The 17,246-nt window shown below is 60.9% G+C and carries 17 protein-coding genes; 4 read left to right on the top strand and 13 right to left on the bottom strand.

The annotated features are described in order from the left end of the window. Nucleotides 1-28: 28 nt before the first annotated feature. Both prpC and prpB read right to left on the bottom strand, forming a co-directional pair. Nucleotides 29-1,156, bottom strand: a complete 1,128-nt coding sequence (prpC, locus tag AB5Y94_RS22540; protein ID WP_267999434.1) for a 2-methylcitrate synthase — start codon at nt 1,154-1,156, stop codon at nt 29-31. Between the two features lie 8 nt (nt 1,157-1,164). Continuing rightward, on the bottom strand, nt 1,165-2,052 hold the full coding sequence (gene prpB, locus AB5Y94_RS22535; protein ID WP_042051807.1) for a methylisocitrate lyase: 888 nt from the start codon (nt 2,050-2,052) through the stop codon (nt 1,165-1,167). Nucleotides 2,053-2,200: 148 nt separating this feature from the next. On the opposite strand from prpB, the gene AB5Y94_RS22530 reads away from it, so the two are divergent. The 4 genes from AB5Y94_RS22530 (at nt 2,201) to rsmF (ending at nt 7,598) form a co-directional block, all read left to right on the top strand. After that, nucleotides 2,201-2,833 (top strand): paraquat-inducible protein A, encoded by a 633-nt coding sequence (locus AB5Y94_RS22530; protein WP_368206638.1) that lies wholly within the window; start codon nt 2,201-2,203, stop codon nt 2,831-2,833. Beyond that, nucleotides 2,811-3,419 carry a paraquat-inducible protein A gene (locus tag AB5Y94_RS22525; RefSeq protein WP_010633988.1) on the top strand — a complete coding sequence of 203 codons (609 nt, stop codon included), beginning with the start codon at nt 2,811-2,813 and terminating at the stop codon, nt 3,417-3,419. The genes AB5Y94_RS22530 and AB5Y94_RS22525 overlap by 23 nt, the downstream gene beginning before the upstream one ends. 68 nt (nt 3,420-3,487) lie before the next feature. Beyond that, complete coding sequence (locus AB5Y94_RS22520; protein WP_368206637.1) at nt 3,488-6,040, top strand: MlaD family protein; 2,553 nt, start codon at nt 3,488-3,490, stop codon at nt 6,038-6,040. Nucleotides 6,041-6,170: 130 nt separating this feature from the next. Further along, the gene (gene rsmF / locus AB5Y94_RS22515) at nt 6,171-7,598 is read left to right on the top strand and encodes a 16S rRNA (cytosine(1407)-C(5))-methyltransferase RsmF (RefSeq protein WP_368206710.1); all 1,428 of its coding nucleotides are present in this window, start codon (nt 6,171-6,173) and stop codon (nt 7,596-7,598) included. Nucleotides 7,599-7,812: 214 nt separating this feature from the next. On the opposite strand, the gene AB5Y94_RS22510 is transcribed toward rsmF, so the two are convergent. The 11 genes from AB5Y94_RS22510 to fabD all read right to left on the bottom strand — a co-directional run bounded on the left by AB5Y94_RS22510 (nt 7,813) and on the right by fabD (nt 17,232). Continuing rightward, nucleotides 7,813-8,088 carry a RepB family protein gene (locus tag AB5Y94_RS22510; RefSeq protein WP_021465678.1) on the bottom strand — a complete coding sequence of 92 codons (276 nt, stop codon included), beginning with the start codon at nt 8,086-8,088 and terminating at the stop codon, nt 7,813-7,815. Between the two features lie 181 nt (nt 8,089-8,269). After that, nucleotides 8,270-9,298, bottom strand: coding sequence for a site-specific integrase (locus AB5Y94_RS22505; protein ID WP_139725531.1), 1,029 nt, complete (start codon nt 9,296-9,298; stop codon nt 8,270-8,272). A 297-nt stretch (nt 9,299-9,595) separates the two neighbouring features. Beyond that, a complete protein-coding gene (locus tag AB5Y94_RS22500) occupies nt 9,596-10,375 on the bottom strand; it encodes a TatD family hydrolase (protein WP_368206636.1) in 780 nt (259 codons plus the stop codon). Nucleotides 10,376-10,392: 17 nt separating this feature from the next. After that, complete coding sequence (holB, locus tag AB5Y94_RS22495; RefSeq protein ID WP_368206635.1) at nt 10,393-11,340, bottom strand: DNA polymerase III subunit delta'; 948 nt, start codon at nt 11,338-11,340, stop codon at nt 10,393-10,395. Then, nucleotides 11,325-11,966, bottom strand: coding sequence for a dTMP kinase (gene tmk, locus AB5Y94_RS22490; protein WP_368206634.1), 642 nt, complete (start codon nt 11,964-11,966; stop codon nt 11,325-11,327). The genes holB and tmk overlap by 16 nt, the downstream gene beginning before the upstream one ends. Continuing rightward, complete coding sequence (gene mltG, locus AB5Y94_RS22485; RefSeq protein WP_368206633.1) at nt 11,966-12,967, bottom strand: endolytic transglycosylase MltG; 1,002 nt, start codon at nt 12,965-12,967, stop codon at nt 11,966-11,968. The genes tmk and mltG overlap by 1 nt, the downstream gene beginning before the upstream one ends. Further along, a complete protein-coding gene (gene pabC, locus AB5Y94_RS22480) occupies nt 12,957-13,811 on the bottom strand; it encodes an aminodeoxychorismate lyase (RefSeq protein ID WP_005300895.1) in 855 nt (284 codons plus the stop codon). Before pabC ends, mltG begins: the two co-directional genes overlap by 11 nt. 19 nt (nt 13,812-13,830) lie before the next feature. After that, a complete protein-coding gene (fabF, locus tag AB5Y94_RS22475; protein ID WP_005300897.1) occupies nt 13,831-15,072 on the bottom strand; it encodes a beta-ketoacyl-ACP synthase II in 1,242 nt (413 codons plus the stop codon). 82 nt (nt 15,073-15,154) lie between these two features. Next, the gene (gene acpP, locus AB5Y94_RS22470) at nt 15,155-15,391 is read right to left on the bottom strand and encodes an acyl carrier protein (RefSeq protein ID WP_005300909.1); all 237 of its coding nucleotides are present in this window, start codon (nt 15,389-15,391) and stop codon (nt 15,155-15,157) included. 157 nt (nt 15,392-15,548) lie between these two features. Continuing rightward, complete coding sequence (fabG, locus tag AB5Y94_RS22465; protein WP_005300916.1) at nt 15,549-16,283, bottom strand: 3-oxoacyl-ACP reductase FabG; 735 nt, start codon at nt 16,281-16,283, stop codon at nt 15,549-15,551. Nucleotides 16,284-16,296: 13 nt separating this feature from the next. Further along, nucleotides 16,297-17,232 (bottom strand): ACP S-malonyltransferase, encoded by a 936-nt coding sequence (fabD, locus tag AB5Y94_RS22460; RefSeq protein ID WP_279463696.1) that lies wholly within the window; start codon nt 17,230-17,232, stop codon nt 16,297-16,299. Nucleotides 17,233-17,246: the final 14 nt, after the last annotated feature.

Raw genomic sequence — 17,246 nt, 5'->3', positions numbered from 1 at the left:
GACAAGGGAGTGACAGGGCTGCCCATGGTTATCGCTGCTGCAGCGAGACGAAATGCCGGGGCGCCGGGCCGACGTAATCGGCGCTCGGGCGGATGATCCGGTTGTGCTCGCGCTGCTCCATCACGTGGGCGCACCAGCCGGTGACCCGCGAGCAGACGAAGATGGGGGTGAACAGCTTGGTCGGGATCCCCATGTAGTGATAGGCGCTGGCGTGGAAGAAGTCGGCGTTCGGGAAGAGCTCTTTCTCCTCCCACATCACCTTCTCCGCCTCGCAGGAGACGCGATAGAGCCGGTCATCGCCCACCGCCTCGGCCAGCTTGGCCGACCAGTTCTTGATGATGACGTTGCGCGGATCCGAGGTGCGATAGACGGCGTGGCCAAAGCCCATGATCTTCTCCTTGGCTGTCAGCTTGGCCTGCAGCTCGCGCCGCGCCTGGGCCTCATCCTGCCAGGGCTCGATCATCGCCATAGCCGCTTCGTTGGCGCCGCCGTGCAGCGGGCCGCGCAGGGTGCCGATGGCCGCGGTAACGCAGGAGAACATATCCGAGAGCGTCGAGGCGCAGACCCGCGCCGCAAAGGTGGAGGCGTTGAACTCATGCTCAGCGTAGAGAATGAGGGAGACGTGCATCACCCGGCGCTCCAGCTCGCTCGGCGCCTTCTGGTGCAGCAGTGCCAGGAAGTGGCCGCCGATGCACTCTTCGTTGGTGTCGAGGGCGATGCGCACCCCGTCGTGACTGAACTTGTACCAGTAAAGGAGAATGCCAGGGAAGGCAGCCAGCAGCCGATCCGCCACTTCATGCTCGTGCTCGAAGCCATCCTCCGGCTCCAGATCACCGAGCATGGAGCAGCCGGTGCGCAGCACATCCATGGGATGGGCGTCGGCAGGAATGCGCTCGAGCACCTCCAGCAAGGCGGCTGGCAGGGTGCGCAGGCTGCGCAGCGTCTGCTTGTAATCCTCGAGCTGCTGCTCGTCCGGCAGCTCGCCCTTGAGCAGCAGGTAGGCGACTTCTTCGAACTGGGCGCCGTCGGCCAGCTCCTGGATGTCATAGCCGCGATAGGTGAGCCCGGTGCCGCTCTTGCCCACGGTGCAGATGCTGGTCTCCCCCGCGCTCTGGCCACGCAGGCCGGCGCCACCCAACGGTTTTTGCTGTCCCATTCTTCCTCCTAATCCTTGGATGTAAACAGACGGTCCAGCGTCTGCTCGTAGTGGTGATAACCGAGGAAGTCATAGAGCGACTCCCGTGTCTGCATGGTGTCGACGACGGCCCGTTGATGACCATCCTGGCGAAGGTGTTGATAGACATTGAGGGCTGCCTGGTTGGCTGCCCGGCTAGCGCTCAAGGGATAGAGCACCATGTCGACGCCGTGGGCGGCGAGCGCCTCCTTGTCGAACAGCTCGGTTTTGCCGAACTCGGTCATGTTGGCGAGAATGGGGACTCCGGCTGCCTGCTTGAACAGGTCATACTGACCGAGCTCGGTCACCGCCTCGGCGAAGATCATGTCGGCCCCGGCGGCCACGTAGGCGGCGGCGCGCTCCAGCGCCGGGCCAATCCCCTCCACCGCCAGCGCGTCGGTGCGCGCCATGATGACGAACTCCCCATTCTCGCGGGCATCCACCGCCGCCTTGATGCGATCACACATCTCCTCCTGCGAGACCACCGCCTTGTTGGGCCGGTGGCCACAGCGCTTCTGGGCCACCTGATCTTCCATGTGCACGGCCGCTACCCCGGCTCGCTCGAAGGCGCGCACGGTGCGGGCGATGTTGAAGGCCCCGCCCCAGCCGGTGTCGATGTCGACCAAAAGCGGCACACGGGTCGCCGCCGTGATGCGTTCGGCGTCGGTCAAGACGTCGTTCAGGCTGGTCATGCCAAGATCCGGCAGGCCATAGGAGGCGTTGGCCACGCCGGCGCCTGAGAGGTAAATGGCCTGAAAGCCGCTGCGCTCCGCCATCAGCGCCATGTAGGCATTGATGGTGCCGACGATCTGCAGGGGGCGTTCATTGGCGAGGGCAGTGCGAAAGCGCAGACCTGCCGAGGGGGTAAGGCTGGACATCATGACTCCTTTCACTTGTCTGGTTTGACTATCTAATATCACGTTTACGTTAACGTCAATCATACTTTCGTGGCAGACCCCTGCCAGGCAAGACAGGACGCGGCTTTTAGGGTAAATTTCACCAATTCCTTCAACAGGTTGAATCGTAATGTCGGATCCCAATCCCGTGATCGTCTGCCCGGCTTGCGACTTGCTGATCGAACGCAAGTTATTGCCGCTGAGGCGCCACGCCCACTGCCCCCGCTGTCATCAGCATCTGTACGGGCGCTACGCATTTCGCCCCTCCCAGTTGATGGCGCTGACCATCACCGGTTTCCTGTTGCTCCCGTCCGCCTTCTTCGAACCGCTGATCTACCTGCGCCTGGCCGGCGTCAATTCGGACGCCAACCTGCTCAAGGGGATCCTGGTGCTGCTGCTCGAACACGAGATCTGGGTGGCGGGGCTGGTGTTCTGGTGCGCCGTGCTGGCGCCGGTGGGTTTGCTGCTCGGGATCTTTGCGCTGGCCTCGGGCCTCGCCAAACGCTGGCACATACTGGCGCCGACCCTGCAGGCGGTCGAGGTGTTTCGCCACTGGGCCATGCTGGAGGTCTACATCGTCAGCCTGCTGGTCGCCCTGTTCAAGCTGGTCGACATCGCCGACGTGCGCCTCGGCGGCGGCCTGCTCAGCCTGGGGATCCTGATGCTGCTCAACCTGACGTTGCTGATCCTGTTTGACCCCACCCCCTATTGGGAGCGGGTACCGCTGGAGGAGCCGGACCATGTCCCAGACCAGCGCCCGTGAACTGGGGCTCTGCCGCTGCCACACCTGCGGCCTGCTGGTGCGCTATCAGGCGGGCAGCGTCTGCCCCCGCTGCCACAGCCGGCTGCAGGTGCGCATCCCCCACTCCCTGGCCTGGTCCTGGGGCTTGCTGGCGCTGGCCAGCTTCATGCTGCTGCCCGCCAACCTGCTGCCCATCACCCACTTCTACAACAAGGGATTGTTGCAGTCCGACACCATCTTCAGCGGTATCATGATGCTCTATCGCAGCAAGATGTCGGGGATTGCCACCATAGTCCTCACCGCCAGCATCATAGTGCCGGTGGGCAAGATCCTGGGGCTGGGCTGGATCTGCTGGCAACTGCAGCGCAGCAAGCCGGTGCGGCGCAAACGCCAGCTCATCATGTACCGCATCATCGATTTCATCGGGCGCTGGTCCATGCTGGACTTGTTCGTCATCTCGCTGATGGTGGCCCTGGTGGATCGCGGCGTGCTGCTCAACGTGCGGGCCGGCCCCGGCGCCACCGCCTTTGCCGGTGTGGTGGTGCTGACCATGATGTCGGCCCGCATGCTGGACACGCGCCTGCTGTGGGACAAGGCGGCCCGCTAGGGCGCGGTAATCCGAACCTGTTTTCTTCTATCTGAATGCTGTTTATCTCAGCCAATTAAGGAGTCGGTATGATCGGGGCTGAACCCGTCATTGAGAAGCGTCGCTGGTTGTCACCCGTCTGGTTGCTGCCCTTTATCGCCCTGTTGCTGGCGGGGGGCTTCATCTACCAGCAGTTTGTCAGCAGTGGCCAGCTTATTCGCATCAACTTCGCCCAGGGCAACGGCATCTTGCCGGGCAAGACCCAGGTGCGTTACCAGGGGGTCGCCATCGGGGTGGTGCAGGAGCTGGCGCTGGCCGAGGATGGCCGCAAGATAGCCGTGCTGGCCAAGATTGACAGCCGGGCCCGCCCGCTCATCCGCAAAGGTTCGGATTTCTGGCTAGTGAGCCCCAAAGCATCGCTCACCGAGATCTCCGGCCTCGATACCCTGGTCTCCGGCAACTACATCAACCTGCAGCCCGGGCGGGACAACAACCCGCCGCAGGAGGAGTTCGACGCGCTGGACGGCCCTCCCCCCGGTTATCAGGCCCAGGGGCGGATGCTGCACCTGACCGCCGATTCACTCGGCTCGGTCGGCATCGGTGCCAAGCTCTATTTTCGCGGCATCGAGGTGGGCAGCGTCATCAACACCCGCCTTGGCGAAGAGAACCAGAACGTGATCCTGGATCTGGTGATCGAGCCGCGTTTTGAACACCTCATCAAGGCCGACACCCGCTTCTGGAACATCAGCGGCATCAAGGGCTCCTTCAGCCTGGCCGGGGTCAATGTGGAGGCCGGCAGCCTCACCTCCATCCTGAGCGGCGGCATCGCCTTCGACTCTCCCAAGGACTCCCCGGAGCCGGAGAAAGGCCAGGTCTTCACCCTCTACAAAGGGTTGGCCGAGGCGGCCCGCGGCGAGCGAATTGACATCCAGGCGGGGGAGCTGCCCATCAAGGAGGGGATGCCCATCCTGTTTGAAGGTATCGAGATCGGCCGCATCGACCCCATTCGCCTGACCGACAAGGGCCGGGTGGTGACCGCACTGATCAACCCGGAACAGGCGTTTCGGATCACCGGCAACAGCCGTCTGGTGTGGGAGAGCGTCTCCCTCGGCGCCGGCGGCATCAAGCATGCGGATCGCCTGCTGGCGGGCCCGGCCATTCGCCTCGACTATGTGGCGGGCGAGCGGGTCAAGGCCATGATCCTGAGTAGCAAGGAGCAACCGGGCGGCATCAAGCTGGTGCTGCAAGCCGATGATCTGGTCGGCCTCAACGAAGGAGCGCCACTCTGGTACAAGGGCTTGCAGGTGGGCCAGATCAGCCAGCTCACCCTGGATGGCGGTGGCAACGCCAGCGTGGCCCTGATCGTGCAGAGCCAGTATCAGCATCTGCTCAACCGGGCCCGTTTCTATCGGGCGGCGCCGCTGCAGATCGATGCCGATCTGAGTGGCATCAAGGTGGAAACCAGCCCGGCCAGCGCCTGGATTGGCGGCGGCATCAAGCTGGTGCAGGCCCCCTCTGGCGAGCGGGTCAACCGGCTCTATCCCAGCCAGGAGCTGGCACTGCTTGGTACCCGCGATGCCAAACCCCGTCGCTGGATCTTGAAGGCTGAACAAGCCGATGGCATCGGTATCGGCTCCCCGGTGCTCTATCTGGGGCTCGAGGCCGGCAAGGTCAACGCGCTGCGCGCCGCCAAGGAGGGAGTGGAGATCGAACTCGAGATCGCCGGTGTCTATGCCCCCCTGCTCGAGCAGCAGCCGCAATTCTGGAAAAAGCCGGCGCTGGATACCCGGGTGCGGGTGGATGGCGTACAGGTCAAGGTGGGGAATCTCGCCACCCTGCTGCGCGGCGCCATCGAATTCGATCGGCTCGGCACAGGCCGCAGCAGTCACCAGCTGTTTGACAGCAAGGAGCAGGCCAAGGCCAAGGTACGGACCCTCTCCTTGGTGGCTGACAGCAACCCGGGGCTCGGGGTCGGCAGCCCGATCCGCTACCGCGGGGTCGACATCGGCAAGATTGAACAGATTGAGCTGGAGCCGACCCTGGGCCAGGTGATCTTCAAGGCCGAGCTGGATGGCCAGTATGCCACGCGCTTCCTGCAGTCCGGTGCCCGCTTCACCCTGGTTCAGGCCAAGCTGGGGCTGGGCGGCGTGGCCCACCTCGATACCCTGATCAAGGGTGCCTTTGTGGAGGCGCAGCCTGGCCAAGGGGCGGGCAAGGATCGCTTCCCCCTCAGCCAGAGCGGCCCGGCCGGCCTGGCGCTCACCCTCAAGAGCGCATCGGTCAACGGTTTGAGCGTCGGCAGTCCACTGCTGTTTCGCAAGATGGTGGTGGGCAGCGTGACCAAGGTGGCGCTGGCCCGCGATGGAAGCGAGGTGCTGATCGACGTCAACGTGGAGCAGGAGTACGCCCATCTGGTGCGGGCCAACACCCGCTTCTGGAACGTCTCCGGGGTCAAGGCGGATATCGGCCTGACCGGTGGCACCATAGAGGTGGAGACGGTGCAGAGCCTGCTGGCGGGCGGCATCGCCTTCAACACTCCGGAGAAAGAGATGGGGCCGACCGTCAAGGCCGGCCACAGCTACCCGCTGCATGCCAAGGCCGAGAAAGAGTGGCAGGAGTGGAGCCCCCGCATCCAGCCCTGATCTCTCCTCTCACTCACGCTCACTCAAGCCCGGCACGCTGCCGGGCTTGTTTTTAGTTGCCGCGTTTTCAGAAAATTCCTGCCCTTGTGATAAGATGTCGCCCCTCTTTTTCGGTCAACGAGACGGCTCCGTGCACGACAACACCTATCTTCCCGATCACTTCTTGCGCCATATCGCGGCCATCATGCCGGCGCACCTCTCCATGGATGAGTTCGTGGCCAGTTGTCGACGACCGCTGCGGCGCAGCATCCGGGTCAACACCCTGAAGATATCGGTGGCGGCGTTTGTGGCGCGGATGCAGCCGCTCGGTTGGCAGCTCGATCCCGTGCCCTGGTGCGACACCGGCTTCTGGCTCAGTCGCGAAGACGAGAGCGTGCCCCTTGGCAACACCGCCGAGCATTTAAGCGGCCTCTTCTACATTCAGGAGGCGAGCTCCATGTTGCCGGTCACCGCCCTGTTTGCCTGTGAGCAGACCCGGCGTGACGGCATGTTGCTGGACGCGGCGGCGGCCCCCGGCTCCAAGACCACCCAGATTGCGGCCCTGATGAACAACCAGGGCATGTTGGTTGCCAACGAGTATTCCAGCAGCCGGCTCAAGGTGCTCAGCGCCAATCTGCAGCGCTGCGGCGTGACCAACGTGGGCATGACCCATTTCGATGCCAAGGTCTTTGGCCAGTGGTTACCGGAGACCTTCGATGCCATCCTGCTCGACGCCCCCTGCTCCGGCGAGGGCACGGTGCGCAAGGATGAAGACGCCCTGCGCAACTGGAGCATCGAGAGCATCGACGAGATCGCCGCCGTGCAGCAAGGGTTGCTGGAGAGCGCCTTCCATGCCCTCAAACCGGGTGGCGTACTGGTCTACTCCACCTGTACCTTGAGCCTGCAGGAGAACCAGACCGTCTGTCAGTCACTGCAAGACAAGTTCGGCGATGCGTTCAGCTTTGACTCGCTGGCCGATCTCTTCCCCGCGGCAGAGCAGGCCTGTACGCCCGAGGGATACCTGCACGTTTGGCCCCAGATCTTCGACAGTGAAGGCTTTTTCGTCGCCAGATTGCGCAAGCACCACTCAGTGCCCAACACCATGTTCAAACCGGGCAAGCTCGGCAAATTCCCTTTCTCGCCGCTGCCGGCCAAGGAGTCCGCACCCATGCTGCGCGAGATTGAAGCCGCTTTCGGGGTGGTGCCGCAGGGAAATCTGTTTGGCCGCAGCGAGGAGATCTGGCTCTTCCCCCAGTTGTTCGAGCAGGTACAGGGCAAGCTGCGTTTTGATCGCATCGGACTGAAACTGGCGGAGACTTTCAAGAAAGGGTATCGGCTGACCCATGAGTGGGCACTGGCCTATGGTGACGGCGCGAGCAAAGGATTCGTCGAGCTCGATATAGCGAATGCGCGGGAGTTCATGATGGGGCGGGACGTGTGGCCGGAGCAAGCCGCCGGCACTGGCGAGGTGATCGTCCGCTATCAGGGGCATACCCTGGGCATGGGGAAATGGGTGGGCAGCCGGGTCAAGAATGCCCTGCCCCGCGAGCTGGTGCGCGACAACAATCTGTTCGTCTAGCAAGTTGTGCCGGAGCAGGAAAACCCACACTCCGGTTGAACCTTTGCGCGGATCTTGAAAAGCCTTGAGCCTTGTCTAAGCTTAAAGGCAATCCGAACACCAGTTAGCGCACGGCTCTGCAAGGAGCCAATTCCCCTATGCCAGGTACAAGGAATTCGTACCTGGCTTTTTTTATGTCCCGGTTTCTCGATCTTTGCCTCAATTGCCGGCGCGTTTACTCGAGCATCTCCGCCGGTGCTTGTGCATCGATCTGCGCCCTGTCCTGTTTCTGCTCATGCTGCAGCTCTTGCTGATAGAGCAGATCGATGGCCTGTTCGATGAGGGATGCCTGGCTGTCTTCGAGCAACTGCCCCAACATGGCCAACCGCTCGGCATGACGATTGCTGATCCAGCATTGCAACCGGCTGTGAGTTTCCTGTTTGCGTTTCACGTGCTGGCGCTGCCGTTCGGCATTGTCTTGCGCCCCGCTCACTTTCATTTCCTGGCTCATATCACCTTGCAAATTTGATTTTCACAGCCCGTTATCTCTCACCAAGTCTTCTATATTCGCTGACCAACACCGAAGAGCCTGACTCTCCCCTTCTTGATGGGGTGAGATCCAGTGCGCTGCAAATATATCATTGGATCAACAAGATATCATTTAACATAAAAAATAGAGTGACGCGGTTATATTACAGCAGACCATCCAGGGCGTGATCCGAGAACTTGTGAGCATCGTCGAAATACTCCTGCAAGGTACGGATGTCCTTGTGGCGGGTGACCTCGATGATCTTGTTCATCGGTTTGCCGGCAGTGACCGCCGAGGTGATGAAGCCGCGGCGCAGACTGTGGCCGCTGACCTGGAGATCGTCGATGGCCTGACCGGTGCGCCGCTTGATCATCAGGTTGATACCTTGCGGACCGAGCGGTTCCTGCATGAGCTGACCCCAGCGATTCATGCGGCGAAACAGGGCACCCTCGCTGATCCTGCTCTGTTTGAGCCAGCGCGCCAGTGCCGACACCGGACAATACTGTTTGCCTGGCACCAGGGCGATCTCCGTTTCATGCAGCTGATGTTTGCTGGGCTTGAGCCGAAGACGGATCCCCTGCCCCACAAAGTCGAGATCATCCACTTCAATCCTTGCCGCCTCCGAGCGTCGCAAGGCGCCGCTGAACATCAGCAACAGCAGGGTGTAATCCCGCAGCCCCGCCAGATTGCCGGTGTCGATTTCATCGAGCACACAGGCCAGCGGTTGCAGGGTCAGCGCCCCCGTTTTTCGTTTGCGATTGTCACCGAGTCGCACTATGCCCCGCATCATCTCCTTTATCTCCGCGTGCTCGGTCGGCATGGGGTGGATCCCCTTCTGCTTGAAAGCATAACGAATGCCGGCGAGCCGTCTTACCAGGGTGGCTGGCTTGCGGGGATCGCCGTTGCGAAGCTCCCCCTTCCCCTCTTCCTTGTCCAGCCAGACCCAATCGGCCAGGATGCCGTCGGCCTGATCCGCCAGGAAGTTCATGATGTCATGATGGGTGGTTTGCAGCGGATCGAGCCCATGCAGCTGGCACCAGAACACGAAGATGCGGGTATCGGCCTGGTAGGCATTGAGGGTAGAGTCGGCTTTGGCGCTGCGCAAGAAACGTCTGGCCCTGCTGTTCAGCTGAGGATCGAAGACGCTTTGCAAGGGCTGCTGAACTGGGCTTGAAATGCGTGGGTAGTTCACTTAACTCTATGATTTAATGCGGAGTTTCGTTGGATCTTACAGGATCTTGCAGATCTATCAAGTATCGATAATGAATATTATCGATATTTATGAAGAGTGCTTTTAACCCATTCCCCCCCTCATTTATTCCTCGAGCACACTGTTCTTCTTGCTTCGTTTTATCAGGGTTGAGGGCTTTGCCTCATCAGTATCCACCATACCTAGTGAGAGATAACAAACCACCATTATCGTTTTGGGATGGGCCACGATCGTGCTGATTGTCAAAGTAAAACGCCCCGCTATGCGGGGCGTTGTTTGTTATCGCTTTGCCAACTTGAACAACTCGAAGAAGTTGTGACTGGTCGCCTGCGCCAATTCGGCCAGCGGTATTTGCCGCAGATCCGCGATGAACTGGGCCACGTCGCGTACGAAGGCCGGCTCGTTCTCCCTGCCCCGGTGCGGAACCGGCGCCAGATAGGGAGAGTCGGTTTCAACCAGCAGTCGTTCCAGTGGCAGCGCCTTGACTACAGATTGCAGCGCAGCCGCGTTCTTGAAAGTAGCGATGCCGGAGATGGAAATATAAAAGCCCATCGCCATGGCCGCTTCTGCCATTTCAAGCGACTCGGTGAAGCAGTGCAGCACCCCGCCGACCTGTTCGGCCCCCTCTTCGCGCATGATCTGCAGGGTATCCTGCTGGGCATCGCGGGTGTGGATGATGAGGGGCTTGTTCAGGGCGCGGGCCACCCGAATATGCTCGCGAAAGGAAGCCTGCTGTACTTCCTTGTTCTCCGGCGAATAGAAGTAGTCGAGCCCGGTCTCGCCGATGGCTACCACCCTTTCATCCGCCGCCTGAGCCAACAACAAATCGGCATCGACGCCAGGCTCCTGGTTGAGAGGGTGCACGCCGCAGGAGGCAAACACCTGAGGGTAAGGGGCGATCGCCTCCAGCATGGTCGGGAACTGTGCCTGGGTCACACTCACACAGAGAAAATATCCCACGTCCTGCCTGGCCGCCTTGGCCAGCACATCGGCCATGTCGGTCTGCTTGCTGCCATAACTCAGACGATCGAGATGGCAATGGGAATCAACGAGTAACATACAAAACCTTTTTGGATCTATAACCAGCGAGTGAGCCAGTTCATCAAATGAATGGTGGGGTTGGAGAGCTGCCCGGGCTGGCAGGCCGCCTTGAGCCCAACGAGCTGCTGCTCCGCCTCCAGCAGCTTTTCACTGGAGTGACGCTCCGCCAGTTGTTGACTGAGCGCGGCCAGATCCGGCATGGCCAGCTGGTGAGGGCCACAGCCGGCCTGCGTCTTGAGCGCATCGCACAAGAACAGCTGCACCCAGTGCAGTCTGACCTGGGTATCGCTCGCCAGCAGGCTGCACACATGGTTGGTCCGGGTGGGGGTTTGCGAGAGGGCGAGAAAACTCTCAAGCAGCTCACGGCGATCCGTGTCCTGCTGCTGCATCAAGTAATCCAGCACTCGCAGCGGTGCCCCCTGGCAGATCCGCACCTGAGCCTGGGTGGCCTGATGACCCTGCTCGGCGAGCCAGGCCAGGGTCTCCCCTTCCGCCGGCAACTGGCAAACGTGCTTGTGGCAACGGCTGAGAATGGTGGGCAGCAGGCGGGAAACCTGGGAGGCGATCAGCAGCAGCAAGCTGTCGCCAGCCGGCTCCTCCAGGGTTTTGAGCAGGGCGTTGGCGGCCGACTCGGTCATGCGCTCCGCATCCGGGATGATCACCACCTTGCCGCGGCCAAGCTGGGCCGAGTTTTGTAGGCGCGCACAGATCTCGCGGATGGCCTCGACCCCTATGGTCTTGCCCTCAGTGGTGAGTGTGCCCAGATCCGGGTGATGACCCTTTTCAAACAGCTGGCAGGAGTGGCACTGACCACAAGGCTCGCCCCGATCAGGCTGATGGCACAGGTGCAGGCGGGCCAGCTGCTGTGCAAGTTGCTCCTTGCCAAGACCGGGATCACCCAGCAGCAGCCAGGCGTGACCGAGCCGACCGGCGGCGGCAGTCTGACTCAAGGCATGCCAGTCCGGGATCAACCAGGGATACATGAGGACTCGTCTTTCAGGTAGTGGGACAAGACCGACTCGATGGCCGCCTTGACCTGCTCCGGCGCTTGGCCGGCGTCGATCACCTTGACTGACGCATCGGCGGCAGCCAGTTCCAGATAACGCTGGCGGGTACGCTCGAAGAAGCTGAGCTGCTCAAGCTCGATCCGGTCCAGCTCACCGCGATGACGAGCCCGTTGCAGGCCGATGGCGGGATCGATGTCGAGATAGAGGGTCAGATCCGGCTTGAAATCGCCGAGCACGGCCCGCTTGATGGCGCCGATGAGGTTGGCATCGATGCCACGGCCACCGCCCTGGTAGGCCTGGGAGGAGAGATCGTGGCGATCGCCCACCACCCAGACGCCGTCAGCCAGCGCCGGCTTGATGCGTGTCTCCACCAGTTGTACCCGGGAGGCGTACATCAGCAGCAATTCGGCTTCGATGGTGAGCCGCTCGTCGTGCACCTCCTTGACGATGGCCCGCATCCGCTCCGCCAACGGCGTGCCGCCCGGTTCACGGGTACACTCGATCCGCGTCACGCCGTGGGCATACAGATAGTCGGTCACGTAACGCACCGCGGAGCTCTTTCCTGCTCCTTCCAGTCCTTCAATCACGATAAATTTAGACATTAGGGTTTCTTCAAAATGTATTCACGCACCGCCCGATTGTGTTCATCGAGGGTCTTGGAAAAATAGTGGGCTCCGCCCCCCTTGGCGACGAAATAGAGATAGTCGGTCGACAGGGGATTGAGCGCCGCCTCGATGGAGGCCTTGCCCGGCATGGCGATGGGGGTGGGCGGCAAGCCGTCGATCACATAGGTGTTGTAGGGGTTCACGTCGGTCAGGTCGCTGCGGCGGATATTACCGTCATACCTGTCCTTCACCCCGTAGATGACGGTGGGATCAGTCTGCAATTTCATGCCAAGGCGCAGACGATTGACAAACACCGAGGCGATCCGCGCCCGCTCTTCCGGCATCCCCGTCTCTTTTTCGATGATCGAGGCCATGATCAGCGCCTCGTAGGGAGTCTTGTAGGGCAGATTGGCCTGACGCTTCTCCCAGCTCTGCTGCAGGAAGGTCTCCATGTCCTGATGGGCACGGCGCAAAATGGAGAGATCGCTGGCATGAGTGGTATAGGCGTAGGTCTCCGGCAGGAACCAGCCCTCCAGCTTGCCGTTTTCGATGCCAAGCTCCTGAGCCAGATCGGTCTCGGGCAACTCGACGGTCAGCCGCTCCAGATAAGGGGCGCTGGCCAGCTGCTTCAACCAATCCTCGAAACGGGATCCTTCGACGAAGGTCAGGCTGAAGTGAAACTCCTTGCCGGAAGCAAACAGGGAGAGGGTATCCTTGAGCGGGGCCCCTTCCTTGATCTCATAGGTACCGGACTTGATGGCAACCAGCTCGGGATGACCGCGCAGCCAGAGCCGCACCGCCCAGGGGCTGGCTTCCCCCTCCCCCAGTTCGGCGATCAGACGCGCCGCATGGGCCCCCTTCTCGACGGTAAAGAGACGGGTCGGTCCCTTGTTGGTGAGCGTCTCCACCTGTTGCCACTTGTAATGTACATAGCCCCCGGCAGCGGCGACAGTCAGCGCCGCGCCCGCGAGCAGGGTGTAAAGCCGATTAAACTTCAATGACCAAACGCTCCTGTAAACGGCGGATCAATTCCTGACTGGCATATTGGGTCTCCCCGATGCCGGTGACCGGCACTATGCCCATCAGGGTATTGGTCAGCCATACCTCTTCGGCCTGCCACAGTGACTCCAGCGGAGCCTCCACGACACGCAGTTCAATGCTCATCTGTTTTAGCATCGCCATCACATGGCGCCGCATGATGCCGTCTATGCCGCAGTGGGAGAGATCCGGCGTAAACACCGTTCTGCCACGGCGCCAAAACAGATTGGCACTGACCCCTTCTACCAGAAATCCCCGACTGTTCAAGACTATACCTTCGACCCCGGAACGGGCCGCAAGTTCGCTTTTCAGCAGCACCTGCTCCAGCCGGTTGAGGGTCTTGAGGCCTGCCAGCATGGGAGCATCCCCCAATCGCTGCCGGCATACCAAGAGTGGAATGCCATCTTGTTGCCATGTCGGGTAGTGGGCCGGGTAAGCGGCCAGCGACAGGATCCGGGTCGGCGCATGGCAGGCAGTGCCATCATAGCCCCGACCACCGCTGCCGCGGGTCAACATCACCTTGATCACCGCCAGCGCTTGATCGCGGGCCAATTGGGCCACTTCGTCGCCGAGTTGTTGCCAGTCCAGCTCGGCAAGGCCGAGTCTGGCGCTCGCTTGCTGCAACCTTGCCAGGTGTGCCGGCCACCAGACGGGTCGGCCATCCTTGACCAACAGGGTGGTGAAATGACCATCCCCATAGGCCAGACCACGATCCATGGCGGATACGCTGTCTGTCGGTATTCCATTGATCAGCAAAAGGATCCCTCCGATAAAAAAGGCCCGATACTGACGTATCGGGCCCATACTATCCGCCCAGGGCGAATTATACGCGTTTGAAGATCAGTGAGCCATTGGTGCCGCCAAAACCGAAGGAATTGGAGAGGGCATATTCGAAGTTGCCGGCCTTGGCAACATGAGGCACCAGATCCAGGTCGCACTCATCATCCGGGTTGTCCAGGTTGATGGTGGGCGGCGCCATCTGATCGCGCAGCGCCAGTACCGTGATGATCGCCTCAATGGCACCGGCGGCCCCCAGCAGGTGACCGGTCATCGATTTGGTGGAGCTGACCATCAGGGATTTGGCATGTTCGCCAAATACGGCCTTCATGCCGCGCAGCTCGGCGACGTCACCCAGCGGGGTGGAGGTGCCGTGGGCATTGATGTATCCCACCTGCTCGGGGGAGATGCCGGCATCCTTGATGGCATTTTGCATGGCGCGTGCGCCACCGTTGCCGTCAGCGGGAGGCGCCGTCATGTGGTAGGCATCGCCACTCATGCCAAAACCGACCAGCTCGGCATAAATCTTGGCGCCACGGGCCTTGGCGTGTTCGTACTCTTCCAGCACCAGCACCCCGGCACCATCACCCAGCACGAAACCGTCGCGATCTTTATCCCACGGACGGCTGGCCTTGGTGGGCTCGTCGTTGCGGTTGGAGAGCGCCTTGGCGGCGGCAAAACCGCCCATCCCCATCGGGGTGGAGGCTTTCTCGGCACCACCGGCCACCATCACGTCCGCATCGCCGTAGGCGATCATGCGACCGGCCATGCCGATGGCATGGGTGCCTGTGGTACAGGCGGTGGTGACGGCGATGTTGGGGCCCTGCAGGCCTCTCATGATGGAGAGATGACCGGACACCATATTGATGATGGTGGACGGTACGAAGAAGGGGCTCAGCTTGCGGGGACCGCCGTTGACGAGGCTGCTGTGGTTCTGCTCAATCAGACCCAGACCACCGATGCCGGAACCGATCGCCACACCGACGCGCTCGGCATTCTCCTCGTTGATGACGAGACCGGCATCATCCAGCGCCTGCACGCCTGCGGCGATGCCGTACTGGATGAAGAGATCCATCTTGCGAGCTTCTTTGCGGTTGATACCGTACTGCTCGGGATCGAAATCCTTGACCTGGCCTGCGAAGCGGGTCGCAAACTCGCTGGCATCAAAGTGTTCGATGGGAGAAATGCCGCTCTGCCCGTTGAGCAGGGCTTGCCAGCTGGATTCGGCAGTGTTGCCTACCGGGGAAAGCATCCCCAAGCCGGTCACCACGACTCTGCGTTTTGACACTGAGGTAGTCTCCGAGAGGTGTTTTGAAAAGGAGTAAACATAAAAGAAGCGGCCCTTGGGCCGCTTCTTTCAGAACAGGAACTTATTCCTGATTAGCGGTGATGTAGTCGATAGCCGCTTGAACAGTGGTGATCTTCTCGGCTTCTTCATCAGGAATTTCGGTATCGAATTCTTCTTCCAGCGCCATTACCAGTTCAACGGTATCCAAAGAGTCAGCGCCCAGGTCGTCGACGAAGGAGGCAGCGTTCTTAACGTCTTCTTCTTTAACACCCAGTTGTTCGATGATGATTTTCTTTACGCGTTCTTCGATGTTGCTCATGACCTGAATTTTCCTTTAAAAATACGCTATTGCGTCTGGTTGGGGTAGTTTATTCAATTGACGTGAGTTTGCAAGTAGCTTGCCGCTGGTCAAACCACGAAATTCGCCAAACTTCGGCGTACTATCGCAAATTTGAACAGATCTCACGACAAATTGATTACACCATGTACATCCCGCCATTAACATGCAGGGTTTCGCCAGTGATGTAGGCGGCATCATCCGATGCCAAGAATACCACAGCAGCGGCAATTTCTTTTGGATCGCCCAGCCGAGCGGCAGGTACCTGGCTCATGATGCCGGCACGCTGCTCTTCATTGAGCGCCTTGGTCATATCGGTCTCGATGAAACCGGGGGCAACCGCGTTCACGGTAATGCCGCGGGAGGCCACTTCACGAGCCAGCGACTTGGTGAACCCCACCAGGCCCGCCTTGGCGGCCGCGTAGTTGACCTGACCGGCGTTGCCCATGGTGCCGACCACGGAACCGATGCTGATGATGCGGCCATTGCGCTTCTTCATCATGGCGCGCAGCACCGGCTTGCTCAGACGGTACAGGGAGGTGAGGTTGGTGTCGATGATCTCGTTCCACTCATCATCCTTCATCCGCATCAGCAGGTTGTCACGGGTGATCCCGGCGTTGTTGATCAGGATGTCGATGTCGCCAAAACGCGCCTTGATAGCGGCGAAGACGGCTTCGATGGATTCCTGGCTGGTCACGTTCAGCGCCATGCCGCAACCCTGTTCACCCAGATAGGCGCTGATTGCCTCGGCGCCGCTCTCGCTGGTCGCCGTGCCGACTACCTTGGCGCCACGGGCCGCAAAAGTTTCAGCAATCGCACGGCCGATGCCACGACTGGCACCGGTCACCAACACAACCTTATCGGTAAAGCTCATTCATTGCTCCTGTTTACTTGATCTGGGCCAGCGCCTGCTCGAAAGAGGCGGCATCGTTGGCATGAATACCTTCCACGCGCTTGTCGATGCGCTTGGCGAGCCCGGTCAGTACCTTGCCCGGTCCCATTTCGATCTCGAGGGTGACCCCCTCATTGGCCATCCGCTCGACAGTCTCGGTCCAACGAACCGGGCTGAACAACTGACGCACCAATGCCTGCTTGATGGCGGCCGGATCCTGCTCACAGGATACGTCGACATTATTGATGACGGCGATGGCAGGAACCTTGATCTCGATCCCGTCCAGCGCAGCTGCCAGTTTTTCGGCAGCAGGTTTCATCAGCGCGCAATGGGAGGGCACGGAGACCGGCAGCGGCAGCGCACGCTTGGCTCCGGACTCTTTCATCAGCACGTTGGCGCGCTCGACGGCCTCTTTGTGACCGGCGATGACCACCTGGCCAGGGGAGTTGAAGTTGACCGGAGAAACCACCTGCCCTTCAGCCGCTTTCTCGCAGTTGGCGGCGATGGCGTCGTTGTCCAGGCCGATGATGGCGGCCATGGCACCGGTGCCTTCCGGCACGGCTTCCTGCATGGCCAGACCACGCAGCTCAACCAGTTTGACCGCATCGGTAAAGGCCAGCGCGCCGCTGCAGACCAGGGCGGAATACTCACCCAGACTGTGGCCTGCCATCACGGCGGGGGTTGCCCCACCCTGCTGTTGCCACAGGCGCCACAGCGCGACAGAAGCGGTCAGCAGTGCAGGCTGGGTACGCCAGGTCTTGTTCAGCTCTTCGACCGGACCTTCCATGACCAAGGCAAACAGGTCATAACCCAGCACCTGGCTCGCCTCGGCGAAGGTCTCCTTGATCACGGCATGTTGTTCGGCCAGCTCGGCCAGCATGCCGACGGTTTGGGAGCCCTGTCCCGGGAAGGCAATGGCAAATTGGGTCATCATTGATTCCTTTA

This window comes from Aeromonas sp. s5 (assembly GCF_040907865.1).
GTDB lineage: Bacteria > Pseudomonadota > Gammaproteobacteria > Enterobacterales > Aeromonadaceae > Aeromonas > Aeromonas dhakensis.
Note: the sequence above shows the minus strand (reverse complement) of the source record. Positions and strands in the feature narration are given on the sequence as shown.

Bases quoted from the DNA above. Each gene is read 5' to 3' on its own strand.
- prpC (WP_267999434.1), bottom strand. From the start codon at position 1,156: ATGGGACAGCAAAAACCGTTGGGTGGCGCCGGCCTGCGTGGCCAGAGC.
- prpB (WP_042051807.1), bottom strand. From the start codon at position 2,052: ATGTCCAGCCTTACCCCCTCGGCAGGTCTGCGCTTTCGCACTGCCCTC.
- AB5Y94_RS22530 (WP_368206638.1), top strand. From the start codon at position 2,201: ATGTCGGATCCCAATCCCGTGATCGTCTGCCCGGCTTGCGACTTGCTG.
- AB5Y94_RS22525 (WP_010633988.1), top strand. From the start codon at position 2,811: ATGTCCCAGACCAGCGCCCGTGAACTGGGGCTCTGCCGCTGCCACACC.
- AB5Y94_RS22520 (WP_368206637.1), top strand. From the start codon at position 3,488: ATGATCGGGGCTGAACCCGTCATTGAGAAGCGTCGCTGGTTGTCACCC.
- AB5Y94_RS22510 (WP_021465678.1), bottom strand. From the start codon at position 8,088: ATGAGCCAGGAAATGAAAGTGAGCGGGGCGCAAGACAATGCCGAACGG.
- AB5Y94_RS22500 (WP_368206636.1), bottom strand. From the start codon at position 10,375: ATGTTACTCGTTGATTCCCATTGCCATCTCGATCGTCTGAGTTATGGC.
- holB (WP_368206635.1), bottom strand. From the start codon at position 11,340: ATGTATCCCTGGTTGATCCCGGACTGGCATGCCTTGAGTCAGACTGCC.
- tmk (WP_368206634.1), bottom strand. From the start codon at position 11,966: ATGTCTAAATTTATCGTGATTGAAGGACTGGAAGGAGCAGGAAAGAGC.
- pabC (WP_005300895.1), bottom strand. From the start codon at position 13,811: ATGGGCCCGATACGTCAGTATCGGGCCTTTTTTATCGGAGGGATCCTT.
- acpP (WP_005300909.1), bottom strand. From the start codon at position 15,391: ATGAGCAACATCGAAGAACGCGTAAAGAAAATCATCATCGAACAACTG.
- fabG (WP_005300916.1), bottom strand. From the start codon at position 16,283: ATGAGCTTTACCGATAAGGTTGTGTTGGTGACCGGTGCCAGTCGTGGC.
- fabD (WP_279463696.1), bottom strand. From the start codon at position 17,232: ATGACCCAATTTGCCATTGCCTTCCCGGGACAGGGCTCCCAAACCGTC.